This window comes from Sphingomonas rhamnosi (genome assembly GCF_036663615.1).
In the GTDB taxonomy this organism is placed as follows: Bacteria; Pseudomonadota; Alphaproteobacteria; order Sphingomonadales; family Sphingomonadaceae; genus Sphingomonas.
The window spans coordinates 39,941-56,702 of sequence record NZ_JAXOJJ010000006.1; the positions used below are offsets into that span (position 1 = coordinate 39,941).

The window sequence follows — 16,762 nt, forward strand, 5'->3', positions numbered from 1 at the left end:
TAGTGTTCTTCCTGCTTGCGTCCTGCGGGCGCGAGCAACCCGCCAACAGCCTGGCCCAGGTCGAGGCGCAGACGCGCACCGACGCCGCCGAAGAGGGGCGCATCCTCTGCGCGCAGGGCGGTGCCACGCTCAAACGCGACTGCACGATCGAGCAGACGCAAAGCGAGGGCGGGCTGCTGCTCACCCTCCGCCACCCCGACGGCGCGTTCCACCGGTTGCAGGTGACGACGGACGGCCGCGGCGTGATCGCCGCCGATGGCGCCGAAGTAGCGAAGGTCACCGTCGTCGGCACCGACGGCATCGAGGTCGCGCTTGGCGGCGGCCGCTACCGCCTGCCCGCGACGATCAAGGGCGCGCGGTGATCCGTATCGACGGCACGCCGATCGTCACCGCCGCGCAGATGCGCGCCGCGGAAGACGCGAGCGGCGAGAGCGTCACCGTGCTGATGGACCGCGCCGGCACCGCGATCGCCGCGGCCATCCGGCGGCTGGCCGGCAACAACGAAATCCTGATAATCTGCGGCCCCGGCAACAATGGCGGTGACGGCTATGTCGTCGCGCGGGTGCTGGCGGCAGGCGGGGCGACGGTGCGGGTCGCGGCGCTCGGCGAGCCGAAGACCGACGCGGCGGAGGCGGCAAGGGCAGGGTGGTCCGGCCCGGTCGAAGCCTTCGCCGAGGCGACACCGGCGCCCGTTCTAATCGACGCGCTTTTCGGAACAGGCCTGACCCGCCCCCTCGACACCCCGAACACTTCCCCGGCGAAGGCCGGGGCCCAGTTGGGCAACGCCATCGATAGCGCGCACGGTTCACCCAACTGGGCCCCGGCCTCCGCCGGGGAAGGGCGCGTTGCAGGCGAACGCCCACCCCTAAACCGTTCCCCCGCGGAAGCGGGGGCCCAGCTAGAGTCCAGCAGCGCCAGCGCACGGCAACCCTGGACCCCCGCCTCCGTGGGGGAACGGCCTATTGCCGAAAAGCTCCACCACCTCTCCACGACCGCAAATCTGACGATCGCCATCGACCTCCCCAGCGGTCTCGCCACCGATACCGGCGCCGCTCTCAGCAAGCCCCCCGTCTTCGACGTCACCCTCGCACTCGGCGCAGCCAAACCCTCCCACCTCCTCCAACCCGCCGCCCGCTACTGCGGCGATATTCGCGTGCTCGACATCGGCATCCCCATCGCCAGCGAAACGCACGTCCTCTCTCCCCCGCTGCTCGCCCGCCCGGGCCCCGACGCGCACAAATACACCCGCGGCATGGTCGCGATCATCGCGGGCGCGATGCCAGGCGCGTCCGAGCTCGCAGCCCTCGCCGCGATGCACGCCGGCGCCGGCTATGCGACCCTGCTCGGCGACACGAGCGGCCCCCCCCACGCGCTCGTCCGCGCGCCCCTCAGCGACCACGCGCTCGAAAACGACCGCATCGGCGCGCTGATCATTGGCACCGGCCTCGGCCGCAGCGACTATGCCCGATCGCTGCTCGACTCCGCGCTAGCCACCAACCACCCGCTCGTCATCGACGGCGACGCCCTCCGCCTGCTCACCCCCGACCGCATCGCCACCCTCGACGCCCCCGCGATCCTAACGCCCCATACGGGCGAGTTCGACGTGCTCTTCGGCAAGTCCGACGCCGACAAGATCATCCGCACCCGCGCCGCCGCCAAGGCCGCCAACGCCGTTATCGTCTTCAAGGGCGCCGACACCGTCATCGCCGCGCCCGACGGCCGCGTCCGCATCGCCCCCGCTGCCAGCGACTGGCTCAGTACCGCCGGCACCGGCGACGTCCTCGCCGGCGCGATCGGCGCGATGCTGGCCGCCGGCCTCGACCCGTTCGAAGCCGCCGCCGCCGGTGTCTGGCTCCACGCCGACGCCGCCCGCCGCCTCGGCCCCGCCTTCATCGCCGACGATCTCGCCGTCGCCCTGCAAAAAGCCCGCGCATCCCTATGACCGACGACACCATCATCCGCATCGCCGCGCGCGGCGACGGCATCACCGCCGACGGCCGCCACGCAGCCCTCTCGGCGCCCGGCGACACGCTCGCCGCCGACGGCACGCTGACGCACGGCCCGCACCACCAGGTGCCGCCCTGCATCCACTTCCCGACCTGCGGCGGCTGCCAGCTTCAGCAGCTCGACGACCAGAGCTATGCCGAATTCGTCACCGACCGCATCGCCTCGGCGCTGGACGGGCAGGGGATCGCCACCACGATCCGCGCGCCGCATATCTCGCCCCCACGCACCCGCCGCCGCGCCACGCTCCACGCCGAGGCCAAGGGCGGCCGCATCACGCTCGGCTTCGCGGAGGAAAAGTCGCACGCGATCGTCGACATCAAGGAATGCTGGATCCTCGACCCGCGCCTGTTCGCGCTGGTCGCCCCGTTGCGCGTCCTGCTCCGGAAGCTGAACTTCAAGCGCCGCGGCGACGTCCACCTGACGCTCGCCGATCAGGGCCCCGACATCCTGATCACCGGCTTCGCGCCCGACGGCCTCCCCGCCGCCGAAGCGCTCGTCGCGTTCTGCGAAACCCACAAGATCGCCCGCGTCGCGTTCGACGACGGCATGGGCCCCGAGACGCGCTGGGAGCCCGACGCCTGCACGATCACGCTGGGCGGCGTCCCCGTGCCGCTGCCGCCCGCTTCGTTCCTGCAGGCGACCGTGGATGGCGAAGCCGCGCTAACCGCCGCCGTGCTCGACGCGATCGGCAAGCCGGCGACCGTCGCCGACCTGTTCGCCGGCCTCGGCACCTTCACCATGGCGATTCCCGCCAAGGTCTATGCGGCAGAGGCCGGCCGTGACGCGCTCGGCTCGCTGAAGGCCGGCGCCAACGCCGCCCGCCGCCCGGTCTTCCCCGAACACCGCGACCTCTATCGGCGACCTCTCACCGTCGCCGAACTCGACCGCTTCGATGCTGTGGTCCTCGATCCCCCGCGCTCGGGGGCCCGCGAGCAGGCGGTCGCGCTGGCGGAGTGCAAGACGCCGGTCATCGCCTATGTCTCGTGCAACCCCGCCACCTTCGCGCGCGACGCGAAGGATTTGTGCGATGCGGGCTGGCAGATCGACTGGATCCAGCCCGTCGGCCAGTTCCGCTGGTCGACGCATGTCGAGCTCGCGGCAAAGTTCACTCGGCCCGCCGCCTAACCGTCACCCAGGGCTCGACCCGGGGTCCCGCTTCTGCCTCGCGCGCCGATGAGCGGGACCCCGGGTCAAGCCCGGGGTGACGGAGGGGGATAAACCGCCTCCACGAAATACAACCCATCCGGCGGCGCATTCAGCCCCAGCTTCGCCCGATCCCTCGCCGCCAGCGCGGCAGCCACATCGCCAACCGCCCACCGCCCCATCCCCACCAGCGCCAGGCACCCGACCATCGACCGCACCTGATGATGCAGAAACGACCGCGCCGCCGCCGCGATCGTAATCCGGTCCCCAACCCGCACAACATCCAGCCGGTCGAGCGTCTTGACCGGGCTTGCCGACTGGCAATGCGCCGACCGAAACGTCGTGAAGTCGTGCAGCCCGATCAACGCGCCGGCTGCCTCCGCCATCGCCCCCGCATCCAGCGGCTGCGGCACCTGCCACGCGAGTCCCGCCTCCACCGTCAACGGCGCCCGCCGATTGATGATGACATATTCATACGCCCGTCCGACGCACGAAAACCGCGCATGCCAGTCCTCCGCCACGACCTCGCACGCCAGCACCGCCACCGGCGCCGGCCGCAACCGCGCGTTCAGCGCCTCCATCAGCCGGAACGGCGCGATCGCCTTGTCGATATCGACATGCGCGCGCATCGCCCGGCCGTGCACCCCCGCATCGGTCCGCCCTGCCGCATGCACGGCGACCGTCTCGCCCGTCACCGCGAGCACCGCGGCCTCGATCGCCGCCTGCACCGAGGGCCCGTGCGACTGCCGCTGCCACCCCATGAACGGCCGGCCGTCGAATTCTACCGTCAGCCCAAACCGCGTCAAAGCTGAGTCCCGGACGCCACCGGAAACCCGCGCAGGAACTCCTCGGTCGACGACACGCCGCGCCCGGCGCGCTGGACGAGCGTTGGCCGGATCGCCCCGTCGCCGCACCCGATCGTAAGCCCAGCATCGACCGTCAGCCCGTCGCCCCCCGGAAAGGTGAACGGCAGCACGTCGGCCGCAAGCATCTTCACCCGCTCGCCCGCCACCTCGAACCACGCCCCCGGCGCTGGGTTCATCGCCCGCACCAGCCGCTCGACCGCCACCGCGCTCTGCGCGAAATCGATCCGCGCCTCCGCCTTGTCGATCTTGGCCGCATAGGTGACGCCTTCCTCGGGCTGCGGCCGGGCAGGGTAGGCGTCCAGGTCGCCGATCACCTCCACCATCAACCGCCCCCCCATCACCGCCAGTTCCGCGGTCAGTTCGCCCGCGGTCTTGCCGGCGATCGGCGTCCGCCCCTCCAGCCGCACCGGCCCGGTATCGAGCCCGGCCTCCATCTGCATGATGCCGACGCCCGTCTCGGCATCGCCCGCCAGAATTGCCCTCTGCACCGGCGCCGCCCCCCGCCACCGCGGCAGCAGCGAGCCATGCACGTTCAAACATCCGAAGCGTGGCGCCTCGAGCACCGCCCGCGGCAGGATGAGGCCATAAGCCGCGACCACCGCGACGTCCGCCTCCAGCGCGGCAAACGCCGACCGCGCGTCGGCGCCCCCGGGCAGGGAGGCCTTGAACGACACCGGCGACCGTACCGGTATACCCAGCGCCTCCGCCCGCGCCTGTACCGGCGACGGCACCAGCGCGCGCCCGCGCCGCCCGCCCGGCCGCGCCGGCTGGCAATAGGCCGCGACGACCGCATGCCCGGCCTCGACCAGCGCATCCAGAACCGGCACAGCGAAGTCCGGCGTTCCCATGAAAACGATCCGCATGGGCCTCTCGAACACGCTGGCGCCCCCCCGCGCAACCCCCTATCTGTTCTCGATGGCATCCCCCGAGATCGAGGCGCTGACCCAGGCGCTCGCGCGACTACCCGGCCTCGGCCCCCGCTCCGCGCGCCGCGCCGTGCTCCATCTGCTCAAGAAGCGCGAGGCGGCGCTCGGCCCGTTGCGCGAGGCGCTGACCGCGGTCGACGAACGCCTCCAAAACTGCACGCAATGCGGCAATGTCGACACCACCAACCCCTGCGCGATCTGCGCCGACCCGCGCCGCGACCAGCGCGCGCTGTGTGTCGTCGAGGAGGTCGCCGACCTCTGGGCGCTCGACCGCTCGCGCCTCTTCCCAGGTCGCTTCCACGTCCTCGGCGGTCGCCTCTCGGCCCTCGAAGGCATCCGCCCGGAAGATCTCAGCATCGACGGCCTGGTCCGCCGTATCGAAGCCGGCGGCATCGACGAGGTCGTCCTCGCGATGAACGCGACGCTGGAGGGGCAGACCACCGCCCACTACATCGCCGAGCGCATCGAACGCTTCCCGGTCCGCGTCACCCAGCTCGCGCACGGCCTGCCGGTCGGTGGCGAACTCGACTATCTAGACGAAGGCACGCTCGCCCAGGCGCTGCGCGCGCGGCGTCCGGTATCCTGACCGCTTGACGCCCGCCCGCGCGTTACCTAGCTCGCGCGGATGGCCGTCCTCCCAATCGTAGAAGTCCCCGACCCGCGCCTGCGCCTGGTCTCCAAGCCCGTCGAGACGATCGACGACACCACCCGCGCGTTCGTTGCCGACATGATCGAGACGATGTACGACGCGCACGGCATCGGCCTCGCCGCGATCCAGGTCGGGGTCGATCAGCGCATCCTCGTCATCGACCTGCAGGAAGAGACGAAGACCGACGAGGACGGCAAGGAAACCCCGATCCGCGACCCGCGCGCCTATATCAATCCGGAGATCCTCTCGGTCAGCGACGAGACCAAGGTCTACAACGAAGGCTGCCTCTCGATCCCCGAGCAATATGCCGAGGTCGCGCGGCCCGCCGCCTGCCGCGTGCGCTGGCAGGACGAGACCGGCGCGAGCTTCGAGGAAGATCTCGACGGCTTGCTCTCGACCTGCATGCAGCACGAGATCGACCATCTCAACGGCGTGCTGTTCACCGACCATATTAGCCGCCTCAAGCGCGACATGGTGATGAAGAAGCTCGCGAAGATGCGCCGCGCGGGGTGATTGCCGCGCCGAAATAGCTAAACGCTTAGCCGGCCGTAGTTTTTGTACGTTGAAGGAAAGCCCGCACGTGACGACCTGCGTCGCGTGATCGCTGCTGCGTTGCAGCGATATGGCGCCGAAGAGCGTCGTCAGCAGGGACCCTTTCCATGATCGTTTATCGTACCGCGTTGGCCTTGGCCGTTTCGACTCTTGCGCTCGTGCAGGCACAGGCCCAGACCCTGGCTCAGACCGCGCCGGCGGAGGCCGCGACCACCGCGGCGAACGATCCCGCGGCCAGCCCGCTGGCCGACGAGCAGGACGACATCATCGTCACCGGCACGCGGACCGCGGGCCGGTCGCGGCTCGACAGCGCATCGCCGGTCGACGTGCTGAGTGCGGCAGCGTTGCAGCGCCAGGGCACCACCGAGCTCGGTGCGGCACTCTCCGCGATCGCCCCGTCGATCGATTTCCCGCGGCCGTCGGCGGTTGATGGCACCGATGCGATCCGGCCGGCGACGCTGCGCGGCCTGTCGCCCGACCAGACCTTGGTGCTGATCAACGGCGTGCGCGGGCATACGTCGGCGTTGCTGAACGTCGGCGGCTCGGTCGGTCGCGGCTCGGCCTCGGTCGATCTCAACACCATCCCCACCGTCGCGCTCGACCGGATCGAGGTGCTGCGCGACGGCGCCTCGGCGCAATACGGTTCGGACGCGATCGCCGGCGTCGTCAATCTGCGCCTGCGCGAGGCGCGCTCGGGCGGTGGGGCCACGGTCAATTACGGCTTCTACAACACCGACATCGACACCGCGCGCGGCAGCCGCAGAACGACCGGCGAGCATGCCGTCACCGTGTCCGGCTGGCAGGGTCTCGGCTTCGGCGACGATGGCTTCCTGACGGTGTCGGGCGAGTATCTCCATCGCAGCGCGACCAACCGCGCCGATTTCGATCCGCGGGTGACGCCCACCCGGGTCACCGGCCGGTTCGGCGACCCGTCGGTCGAGCAGTACAGCATCTTCGCCAATGCCGGCACGACGCTGACCGGGACCTGGAAGCTGTATGGCTGGTTCGGCTATCAGGACCGCGACACGCGCAGCGCCGCGTTCCCGCGTCTTAAAAACGCGCAGACCGATCTAGCGGGTTACACCGACGGCTTCCTGCCGCTGATCAACACCAAGTCGCGCGACATCAATTCGGCGGTCGGGATCAAGGGCGAGGTCGCCGACTGGAACGTCGACCTGAACGTCAGCTATGGCCGCAACAAGATCGGTTTCCGCACGCTCAACTCGGCCAACTACGCCTATGGCGCCGCGACGCCGACGGACTTTTCGGACGGCGCGCTGGTGTACGGCCAGCTCGTCGCCGGGCTCGACGTCAACCGCAAGTTCGACGTGCTGCAGGGCCTCAACGTCGCCTTCGGCCTGGAAGGACGTCGCGAGACGTTCCAGATCCAGGCGGGCGAGCCGGCATCCTATGGCGTTCCCGCCACCGGGGCGGTCGGCGGCGGTGCTGCGGGCGCGCAGGGCTTTGGCGGGTTCGCGCCGCGCAACGAAGTCGATCGCAGCCGCCGCAACGGCAGCATCTACGCCGATGTCGAAGCGCAGGTGACCGACAAGCTGCTGCTCGGCATCGCCGGGCGTGGCGAGAAATATTCGGACTTCGGATCGACCGCGACGGGCAAGCTGTCGGCGCGCTATGACTTCGCGCGCTGGTTCGCGCTGCGCGGGACGGCGTCGACCGGCTTCCGCGCGCCGGCATTGCAGCAGCAATATTTCACCTCGATCGCGACCGTGATCCAGAACGGGTTGCCGATCGACACCGGGACCTTCCCGTCGGTGGATCCGATCGCGGCGCGGCTGGGCGGGCAGCCACTGGAGCCGGAAAAGTCGACCAACCTGTCGGTCGGGACGGTGATCCGCGCCGGCGGGCTCGACCTGACGGTCGACGCCTACCGCATCCATATCCGCAACCAGCTGGGGCTGTCGGAGAACATCGCGGCGGCCGGCAACGCGCAGGTCACCGCGCTGCTCGCCGGCAGCGGCGCGAGCGCGGCGCGGTTCTTCATCAACGGGCTGGCATCGACCACAAAGGGTATCGACGCGGTGGCGCATTACCGGTTGGTGACGCCGGGTGCCGGCAATTTCGACTTCACGGTCGCGGGCAACATCAACGACACCAAGGTGACGCGTGTGCCGACCTCGACCTCGACGCTGAACCCGGCGCCGACCTTGTTCGCGCGTAGCCGCATCCTCACGCTGGAGGATGGCACGCCGGGCGAGAAGGTGACGGGGTCGATCGACTGGTCGCTCGACCAGCTCGGTGCGCTGGTGCGCGCGACCTATTATGGCGACGTCAACCAGCCGGGAACGACCGCCGCAGGGGACGTGCACAGCGGCAAGCATGTCATCACCGACATGGAAATCCGCTATCAGACGCCGCGCGGCCCGCAGATCGGGCTGGGCGTCAGCAACCTGTTCGACGTGTATCCGGACGCGACGATCCCGGCGAACAACACGACCGGTGTCATCGCCTATCCCTATTACTCGCCGTTCGGGTTCAACGGGCGGTATCTCTACGCACGCGTCGGCCTGAGCTGGTAACTGGGGCTAGCCGGCCCTGGCACTGGTTCCGTCATCCCTGCGCCGGCGCGTCATTCCAGCGCGGGCCCGCCATTTGAGCGCGGGCCCGTAACCCACCTTCCCGTCATCCCAGCCTTCGCTGGGATGACGGCAGTGGTGCGCTCTAGCGCAACCGCTCGATCGCCTGCGCCATCGCGACGTACAGCTTGCCCATGTCGGACGACAGCAACGTCACCCCCAGCGGGGAGCCGTCGCGCTGCGCCAGGATCGCGCGGAGCATCGCTTCGAAATCGTGGATGTAGCGATTCACCATCTCGCGGAATTCGGCGTCGTCGTCGTAGAGACCGGCGATCTCACGCGCCTCCGCCGCGTCGAGCAGGCGAACCGCGCGGCGCGTGAAGACACCGCGGTCGCCCTTCAGGTACGCGGCCCAAGCGCTGTCCGACACTTCGGGGGCGAACACCTTGGTGATGTCGATCGAGGCCGAGTTGAGCGCTTCGATCAACAGCGACACGCGCCGCGCAAAGGTGTCGCGACCGGCCTCCTCGCGCTCGGTGCGGGCCTCGTCGAGGCGCGCATCGACGATCGCGGTCTGGGCGACGATGGCATCGACCTGCACCGCGAGCCGCTCGGTCGCGCGCGTGGCGGCGTCGACCGCGGCATCGCTCGAATCGGCGAGAGCACGGACCTGACGATCGACGGTATCCGTCGTCGCGCGGCGCATCGCCTCGGCAGTCGCCGCGCCGAGCGCATGGGCGGCTTCGGGAATGACCTGCGCCAGCGTCTCGCGCGCCTTGTCGGCGGCGACCGTGGCGGTTTCGCGGACGCGCAGCAACGCTTCGACCAGACGCGGCGCGGCGTCTTCGGCGAATTGATCGGTGCGCGCGATCGTCTCGTCGACGATCTGGCCGAGCGCATCCGCCTTCGCGCGCCCGGTCGACAGCGTTTCGAGCAGCGTTCCCGCCAATTGATCAAGTATGCGGCGCTGTTCGCCGACCACGTCCGCAATCGCAGCGATCGCGTCGTGCGTGCTCTCGGCGGCGGTGACGAGCGCTAGCAGTTCGGGTTTGGCGCCGACGACGATGTCCTTGCTGGCGAGGATTCGCGTGTCGAGGCGGGTCAGTGCCTCGGGCAACGTCTCGTCGATCTCGCGCGCGGCGGAATCGAGCGCGATCAGTAATGTCTCGGTGGTGCCGATCGTGCGGTTGGCCATCGCTTCGCCCGCGCGCAGCGCCTCGGTCATCGCGTCCGCCGAGCCGCCGAGCGCGCTGATCGACGCGGCGAGCATCTGCGACTTGTCGACGCCCTGGCGGTGCATCGCCTCGACGCGGGTCTCGATCGCGCCGAGCCCGGCGTTCAGATCGTCGACGATCCGCTCGCCCGAACTGCGCTGCAGGTCGAGCCGGATCGCGACGCGTTCGATCGCGTCCTCGACGGTTGCTATCCGCTTCGCGAGCGCCTCGGCGCTGTCGCGCGCCGCGCTGTCGAGCGCGGCCTGGTTGGCGCCGACCATCGCCAGCATCGCATCGCCCTGCGCGGCAATCCCCTTGCGCGCCTCGTCGACCGCGTCGGCGGTACGATCGAGCAGCTGGTCAACCGCGTGGCTCATGCCGTCGGTGACCTGCTCCAGCCGCGCACCGGCGGTTTCGCTGGTCGCTTCCATGCGGACGATATGCGCGGCGAGCCGCTGCGCCGCGCCGCTTGCCATCGCGTCGGCTTCGCGACCGCGGTCGGCGAGCGCGATGATCTGCGCGTCGAGCGCAGCGGCATGTTCGCTGGCGGCGAGCCCGGTGCGTTCGAGCCGGTCGGCGACCGCATCGGTATCGGCCTGCGCGCGCGGCAGAGACGCGATCAGGATTCCCAGGTTGGTCTGCGCGGCGGTTGCCGCGTCGGCCAGGTCGCGGGCATGGGCATCGGCCTGATCGATCTCGGCGGCCATGTCGCGGCTGATAGCGCGCAATTGCTCGGTCGCGCCGTCGCCGATGATCATCAGCTGCGACGCCTGTTCGGCGAGCTGCGCGCGGTTCGCGTCGAGCGCGCTCGACAGCACCGCGACGGTGCGTTCGAGACTGGCCGCCTCGGCGCGCATCTCGCGCGCGCTGGCGCCGAACCGCTGCGCCTCCGCACGGCTGGTGCGCATGCCGAGTATCCAGAGGATGCCGATCAGCGCGGGCACGACGCACAGCGCCGCCAGGAACTGCGTCAAGGCGACGGCGTCGAGCGTGCCGAGCGCGCCGCGCGCCATCCACAGCATGCCACCCAGCCACAACAGGATCACCGCGCCAGATACGATCATCAGCGGCAGGCGCCGGTCTGAAGTTTCAATTTCTGTGGGGTCGTGGGCGTCGTACGCATGAAGATTCAGATCCGACGGGGGCAGGGCGTCGTGATCCATGTCTTGCACTACCCTGTACGCGCTGATCGGCTCGGCCGTTTCCGCCTCCGCCCGAAAACCCATCATGGTCGAACCCCCGTTCATCCCGAAGGTTTACCATAGAACGCAGCACCTCAAAGCGAATAACCTTGCGTTAAGCCGCTTTGCGGTAGGCCGTGCACAATGGCCTATGATCCTGGAGCAATCGACGCGACGCTGGCGGCCGCGGTGGGTGACGAACCCGCGCTGATCGCCGAACTGCGCCTCGCTTTCACCGAAAGCGCCGAACGCGCGCTGACCGCGATGACGCTGGCCGCCGGCCACGAGGAATGGCGCGCGGCGGCGTGGCGGCTGAAGGGGTTGGCAGCGAGTTTTGGCGCGGTGCGGCTGATGGCGCTGGCGACCGAGATCGCCGAGGGGGACCCGCGCGATCTCGAAGGCTTGCGCAAGTTGCGGCGGGCGGTGTCGCGGCTGTAGGCCGGGGGTTCCGGACCGGGCGTGCGCGAGGACCGTGGATTATGCCACCGGGTCGCTTTGCATCCACCGCCACGACCGCCTAACAGCACGGCGATGTTAGCCGGGCTTCTCTTTGCAATCCACGACGCCGACGATCGCCCCGATCGTCTCGCCGCGACCCTACCGTTCAGCGGTGTCACCTTAATCGAATATCAGGCGCGGCTGCTGGTCGCGGCCGGCGTCAGCCAGTTGATCGTCGTCGTCGCACGACTGACCCCCGAACTGCTCGGCGCGATCGCGCGGATCGGGCGTCGCGGCGTGTCGGTCGATACCGTCCGCTCCGCAGCGGAAGCGACGGAGCGGCTTCACCCGCTCGCGCGTATCGTAATGCTCGGCGACGGGCTCGTCACTACCGAGGCGGTCGTGACCGCGATCGCGGCGGAAGACGGCGAGGCGCTGCTGGTCGTTCCCGAGGACGACGCGGGGCCGGGGTTCGAACGCGTCGGCGGGCAGATGGCATGGGCAGGCGTCGCGCGGATCGATCCGCGGCGGATCGCCGAAGTGGCAGCGCTGCCGCACGACTATGACCTGCAATCGACGCTGCTACGCCTCGCGGTGCAGGAGCGCGTCGTCCAGATACTGCTGCCGACCGAAACGATGCGCGGCGGCGGGCACGGCATCGAGCACCAGGCGCGCACGTTGGAGGAACGCGGGCGCGCGGTGCTGGTGACGATCGTGTCGGCGCGGCGGGGCTGGTTCGACCGGTTCGTGCTGGCGCCGATCGCGCGGGCGGTGTTGCCGGGGCTGGTCGATCGCAACGTCGCCGGCACGACGCTGGGTGTGGGGGGCGCCGCGCTGGGGGGCGCCGGCCTGGTGGTGCAGGGATTTGGCTTGCTCGCGACGGGGCTGATCGTGACGCTGGCCGGCTGCATCGCGCTGGCACTAGGGTCGGTTCTCAGCGGTCTGCGCGACGAGATGCCGGCCGCGCGCGTGCAGACGCTAGCGATCGGTGGCGTCGCGGCGCTGGCGGTGCTGGTCTTTGCCTTTCTCATCAGCGGCTATACGGGCGAAAATACCGCGTTGGCGATTGGCGTCGGCGTTGTTGCGATCGGCGCGATCGGCGAACGTGCGATCGTCGAGCGTGCGCGCCGGCTGTGGTGGGGCAGTCCGTCGGCCTATCTGGCGATCGTTGCGGTCCTGGCGCTGCTCGGGCTTCCGGTGCTCGGGCTCGGCATCGCGGCGATTTATGCGACCGCGACGCTCGCGGCAGTGGTCGAAAGCCTTCGTCAGCCTTAGCTTGGCGTTAACGACAGCAGGCTAAGGACGACGGCATGTCGGTCGGCCAAGACCCCGTGAGTGATTCCGCTCCCATGCGTTTCGATGCCGTGTCGCGGGCCGAGCAGGCGCGCGTCCGCGCCGAGGCACGCCTGGCGGTGTCCATCGCGGACTTCTTCCTCGACGCCGAAACCCGGCTCGACGAGCGGACGCGGCTGGCGCTGGCGCGTGTGTTGGGCGGGATCGTCGACGCGATCGAGACGGATATCCGTCGCCATGCCGCGCGATTGCTCGCGAACGGCGGCGATCCGGCGCGTGGCGAAACGATGCTGAAGCCCGGTGGCCGGGTCGTCGCGCGACTGACGCGCGCAAACCTGCTCCACGACGATGAACTGATGGACGAACTGATCGCGCGCGTTCGTCACGATCTGATCGCCGACGCGCTGCCGGTCGCGATCGCCGGACCCGATGAATCGAGCTTGCTCGTGCGCCTGGCAAGCGTACCCGACCGCGTCGTCGCGTCGGCCGCCAACGCATTGCTCGCCAGCGAGAGCCGCCGTCGCGCGGCGAACGAGGCGGGCATCGTGCTGGGCAGCGACTTGCCCGCCGAGCTCCACCACCGGCTGGTCTGGTGGATCGCCGCCGCGGTCCGTGAGGGGCTGCGTGACGGCATCGCAGCGACCGATCAGGCTATCGCCGACGCGGCGTTGCGGTGTCTGAGCGCCCATGACGAAGGTGACCGGCCGGAGGCAGTGGCGATGCGGCTGGCTGCCGCCATCGACGCGCGCCCCGAGGAACTGCCGGCTTTGCTGGTCGAGGCGATCGGCGACCGGCGGCTGTCGCTGTTCGTCGCGGTACTGGCGCACGCGATCGGCATCGATTTCGACCAGGCACGGCGGATCGTGCTGGAGCCGGACGGCGACCGGCTGTGGCTGGCTTTGCGCGCCGCAGATCTGGATCGGCCGACGATCGCCCGGATCGGGCTGGCGTTGTCCGACGCCGACCCGCGCCGCGATATCGAGGCGTTCGCCGACGCGCTTGACGCGATCGCGGCGGTTACGGTCGCAGAGGCGCGTGCCGCAATTGCGCCGCTGGCGCTCCACCGCGATTTCCGCGCGGCGATGCGCGCGTTGGCGCGTTCGGACCCGCGATGAACGCGTTCGATCCTTTTGCCGAGAGTCCCGTCGCGCATGCGGTGGTTGGGGCCAACGGCGTGTTGCAGTCCGCCGATCCGGCGTTGATCGCGCTTAACCAGCGTGCCGGGGGCGAACTGGGGCAGCGGCTCGCGGTCCCGCAGCTGGCGACGATCACGCGGCTCGCGCGCCGGTTAGGCGTGATCGTCTCGCGCGGCGTGGTGATCGCGGACGATGAGGCAGACATCGATTTGTGGGTTCGCGCGCAACCGGATGGTGACACGATCCGGCTGGCGGTGAGCGGCTGGCGCGAGGTGCAGCTGTGGCGGCCGATCGGCCCCGCGAACGAGGCACGTGCGGCGTTCCTGCTGAGCGATTCCGACTGGCGGTGGGAAACCGATGCATCGCTGTGCCTGACCTTCGTATCGCTCGATGCCGGACCGCGGCACGGGTTCGACGCGTTCGCGCTGCTCGGCCAGCCGCTGACCGCGATGTTCGCGCTCGACAGCGGCACCGACGGCGCGTTGCCGATCCTCGATTCGCTGGCGCGGCGCCGGGCGATGACCGCGCAACCGGCGCGACTGCGCGGGTCCGACCGTCCCGTAATCCTGAGCGCCGAGGTGCGACACGACAGGACGGGCGCGTTCGCGGGCTTCGTCGGCGCGGCGCGGATGGTACATCCGGAAGCGGTCCCGGCGGCGGCCCCGGTGGAGGCGCCATTGTCACCCACGTTTACCGGCGGGCTCGACCGCGCGCTGCGCAAGCCGCTCGCGCGGATCGTCGCCAATGCCGACAGCATCAACGCACAGGCCGACGGCCCCGTGCAGCCCGATTATGCCGATTATGCCGCCGATATCGCGAGCGCGGGACGGCATCTGCTCGAGCTCGTCAACGACCTGGTCGATCTGCAGGCGGTCGAGCGACCGGATTTTACGATCTCTGTCGAACGGATCGACATTGCCGACGTCGCGCGGCGCGCGGCGGGGTTGTTGAGCGTGCGGGCTGGCAACGCGGACGTAACGATCGCACGACCGGCCCTGGACGAACTCACATGGGCGCAGGGCGATTTCCGCCGCGTGCTGCAGATACTCGTCAACTTGATCGGCAATGCGGTGCGGTATTCGCCAGCCGGATCGCAGGTGACCGTAGCGGTCGAACCGCGCGACCGCGCGGTATCCGTCGTCGTTGCCGACCAGGGGAAGGGCATTGCCCCCGAGGACCAGGCACGGATCTTCGAGAAGTTCGAGCGGGTCGATCCATCCGAGGCCGGCGGTAACGGCCTGGGGCTCTATATTGCACGGCGGCTTGCGCGGGCGATGCAAGGAGACCTGACGGTCGAGAGCACGCCCGGGCAGGGCGCGCGGTTCAAGCTGACGTTACCGACGGATGCGCCGCGCGGCGAGGATCAGCGCTAGTCCAAGCACGGCCAGGACTGCGCCGCGATCCGCCCATGGCCGCTGATCGAGCATGAAGCTCGACTGCGGCCAATGGACGTAGCCCAGCCCCTGACCGATCCACAGCATCCCCATCAGCGCGCACAGCACGCCGACGACGATCAGGATCGGCCGGAGGCGACGCATCAGCGCGCGTCGATCGGCGTGTAGTCGCGCGGGCCGGCACCGTTGTACAGCTGGCGCGGGCGGCCGATCTTCTGGTCGGGATCGGTGATCATCTCGTTCCACTGCGCGACCCAGCCGACCGTGCGCGCGAGCGCGAACAGCACGGTGAACATCGAGGTCGGGAAGCCGATCGCCGAGAGGATGACGCCCGAATAGAAGTCGACGTTCGGGAACAGCTTCTTCTCGATGAAGTACGGATCGCTGAGAGCCAGACGCTCGAGCTCGATCGCGACGTCGAACACGGGATCGGTAACGCCGAGCTCGCCGAGCACTTCCTTGACCGTCGTCTGCATGACGGCCGCGCGCGGATCGTAGTTCTTGTACACGCGGTGGCCGAAGCCCATCAGGCGGAACGGATCGTTCTTGTCCTTCGCGCGCGCGATGAACTCGGGAATCCGGTCGACGGTGCCGATCTCGCGCAGCATGTTGAGCGCGGCTTCGTTGGCGCCGCCATGCGCGGGACCCCACAGGCAGGCGATGCCGGCGGCGATGCACGCGAACGGGTTGGCGCCCGACGAACCGGCGAGACGGACGGTCGAGGTCGACGCGTTCTGCTCGTGATCCGCATGCAGGATGAAGATGCGGTCCATCGCCTTTTCGACGATCGGGTTGACGACATAGGGCTCGGCCGGAACGCCGAACGTCATCCGCAGGAAGTTGCCCGTGTAGCTGAGCGAATTGTCCGGATACAGGAACGGCTGTCCGACGCTGTACTTGTACGCCATCGCGGCGATCGTCGGCATCTTGGCGATCAGGCGGTGCGACGCGATGACGCGCTGGGCCGGATCGTGGATGTCGGTCGAGTCGTGGTAGAAGGCGCTGAGCGCGCCGACGACGCCGCACATGATCGCCATCGGATGCGCATCGCGACGGAAGCCCCGGAAGAAGGTCGCGAGCTGCTCGTGCACCATGGTGTGGCGCGTGATCGTGTGCGTGAATGTGTCGAGCTCAGCGGCGCTGGGCAGTTCGCCGTTCAGCAGCAGATAGCAGACTTCCATGAAGTTCGACTGCTCGGCCAGCTCACCGATCGTGTAGCCGCGGTGCAGCAACACGCCTTCATCGCCGTCGATATAGGTGATGTCGGACTTGCAGCTCGCGGTCGAGGTGAAGCCGGGATCGTAGGTGAAGGCGCCGGTCTGCGCATAGAGCTTGCGGATGTCGATCACGTCGGGGCCGACGGTACCGGACATGACCGGAAGGTCGACGTCCTTGCCGTCGACGGCCAGGGTTGCGGTCTCGCTCATGC

At 69.4% G+C, this 16,762-nt stretch carries 15 protein-coding genes; 10 read left to right on the forward strand and 5 right to left on the reverse strand.

Going from position 1 to position 16,762, the window contains the following annotated elements; all coding sequences use genetic code 11:
* Nucleotides 1-2 precede the first annotated feature (2 nt).
* From U1701_RS13510 to U1701_RS13520, 3 genes are read left to right on the forward strand one after another with little or no spacing between them, the layout of a single operon-like run.
* Complete coding sequence (locus U1701_RS13510) at nt 3-362, forward strand: hypothetical protein (RefSeq protein ID WP_332783094.1); 360 nt, start codon at nt 3-5, stop codon at nt 360-362.
* On the forward strand, nt 359-1,942 hold the full coding sequence (locus tag U1701_RS13515) for an NAD(P)H-hydrate dehydratase (protein ID WP_443026056.1): 1,584 nt from the start codon (nt 359-361) through the stop codon (nt 1,940-1,942). Before U1701_RS13510 ends, U1701_RS13515 begins: the two co-directional genes overlap by 4 nt.
* A complete protein-coding gene (locus U1701_RS13520; RefSeq protein ID WP_332783095.1) occupies nt 1,939-3,132 on the forward strand; it encodes a class I SAM-dependent RNA methyltransferase in 1,194 nt (397 codons plus the stop codon). The genes U1701_RS13515 and U1701_RS13520 overlap by 4 nt, the downstream gene beginning before the upstream one ends.
* Before the next feature lie 65 nt (nt 3,133-3,197).
* Here the strand turns inward: U1701_RS13520 and truA are convergent, their stop codons facing one another.
* Together truA and fmt are read right to left on the reverse strand one after the other, a co-directional pair.
* Nucleotides 3,198-3,956, reverse strand: coding sequence for a tRNA pseudouridine(38-40) synthase TruA (gene truA / locus U1701_RS13525; protein ID WP_332783096.1), 759 nt, complete (start codon nt 3,954-3,956; stop codon nt 3,198-3,200).
* The gene (fmt, locus tag U1701_RS13530; RefSeq protein ID WP_332783097.1) at nt 3,953-4,879 is read right to left on the reverse strand and encodes a methionyl-tRNA formyltransferase; all 927 of its coding nucleotides are present in this window, start codon (nt 4,877-4,879) and stop codon (nt 3,953-3,955) included. The genes truA and fmt overlap by 4 nt, the downstream gene beginning before the upstream one ends.
* Before the next feature lie 52 nt (nt 4,880-4,931).
* Between fmt and recR the strand changes: the two genes are divergently transcribed.
* From recR to U1701_RS13545, 3 genes are all read left to right on the forward strand, one after another.
* A complete protein-coding gene (gene recR, locus U1701_RS13535) occupies nt 4,932-5,528 on the forward strand; it encodes a recombination mediator RecR (protein WP_332783277.1) in 597 nt (198 codons plus the stop codon).
* Nucleotides 5,529-5,567: 39 nt separating this feature from the next.
* Nucleotides 5,568-6,104, forward strand: a complete 537-nt coding sequence (gene def / locus U1701_RS13540; protein WP_332783098.1) for a peptide deformylase — start codon at nt 5,568-5,570, stop codon at nt 6,102-6,104.
* A 146-nt stretch (nt 6,105-6,250) separates the two neighbouring features.
* On the forward strand, nt 6,251-8,680 hold the full coding sequence (locus tag U1701_RS13545; protein WP_332783099.1) for a TonB-dependent receptor plug domain-containing protein: 2,430 nt from the start codon (nt 6,251-6,253) through the stop codon (nt 8,678-8,680).
* A 142-nt stretch (nt 8,681-8,822) separates the two neighbouring features.
* Here U1701_RS13545 and U1701_RS13550 read toward each other — a convergent pair whose 3' ends face one another.
* Complete coding sequence (locus tag U1701_RS13550; protein ID WP_332783100.1) at nt 8,823-10,955, reverse strand: coiled-coil domain-containing protein; 2,133 nt, start codon at nt 10,953-10,955, stop codon at nt 8,823-8,825.
* Nucleotides 10,956-11,216: 261 nt separating this feature from the next.
* Here U1701_RS13550 and U1701_RS13555 point away from each other — a divergent pair, with 261 nt between their 5' ends.
* From U1701_RS13555 to U1701_RS13570, 4 genes are all read left to right on the forward strand, one after another.
* Nucleotides 11,217-11,510, forward strand: coding sequence for an Hpt domain-containing protein (locus U1701_RS13555; protein WP_332783101.1), 294 nt, complete (start codon nt 11,217-11,219; stop codon nt 11,508-11,510).
* Nucleotides 11,511-11,603: 93 nt separating this feature from the next.
* Nucleotides 11,604-12,785: a hypothetical protein gene (locus tag U1701_RS13560; RefSeq protein WP_332783102.1), complete on the forward strand. Its 1,182-nt coding sequence runs from the start codon at nt 11,604-11,606 to the stop codon at nt 12,783-12,785.
* A gap of 74 nt (nt 12,786-12,859) precedes the next feature.
* Nucleotides 12,860-13,918 (forward strand): DUF2336 domain-containing protein, encoded by a 1,059-nt coding sequence (locus U1701_RS13565; protein ID WP_332783103.1) that lies wholly within the window; start codon nt 12,860-12,862, stop codon nt 13,916-13,918.
* The gene (locus U1701_RS13570; protein ID WP_332783104.1) at nt 13,915-15,312 is read left to right on the forward strand and encodes a sensor histidine kinase; all 1,398 of its coding nucleotides are present in this window, start codon (nt 13,915-13,917) and stop codon (nt 15,310-15,312) included. Before U1701_RS13565 ends, U1701_RS13570 begins: the two co-directional genes overlap by 4 nt.
* On the opposite strand, the gene U1701_RS13575 is transcribed toward U1701_RS13570, so the two are convergent.
* Nucleotides 15,274-15,477 (reverse strand): hypothetical protein, encoded by a 204-nt coding sequence (locus U1701_RS13575; protein ID WP_332783105.1) that lies wholly within the window; start codon nt 15,475-15,477, stop codon nt 15,274-15,276. The genes U1701_RS13570 and U1701_RS13575 overlap by 39 nt on opposite strands.
* Nucleotides 15,477-16,760 carry a citrate synthase gene (locus tag U1701_RS13580; protein ID WP_332783106.1) on the reverse strand — a complete coding sequence of 428 codons (1,284 nt, stop codon included), beginning with the start codon at nt 16,758-16,760 and terminating at the stop codon, nt 15,477-15,479. The genes U1701_RS13575 and U1701_RS13580 overlap by 1 nt, the downstream gene beginning before the upstream one ends.
* Nucleotides 16,761-16,762: the final 2 nt, after the last annotated feature.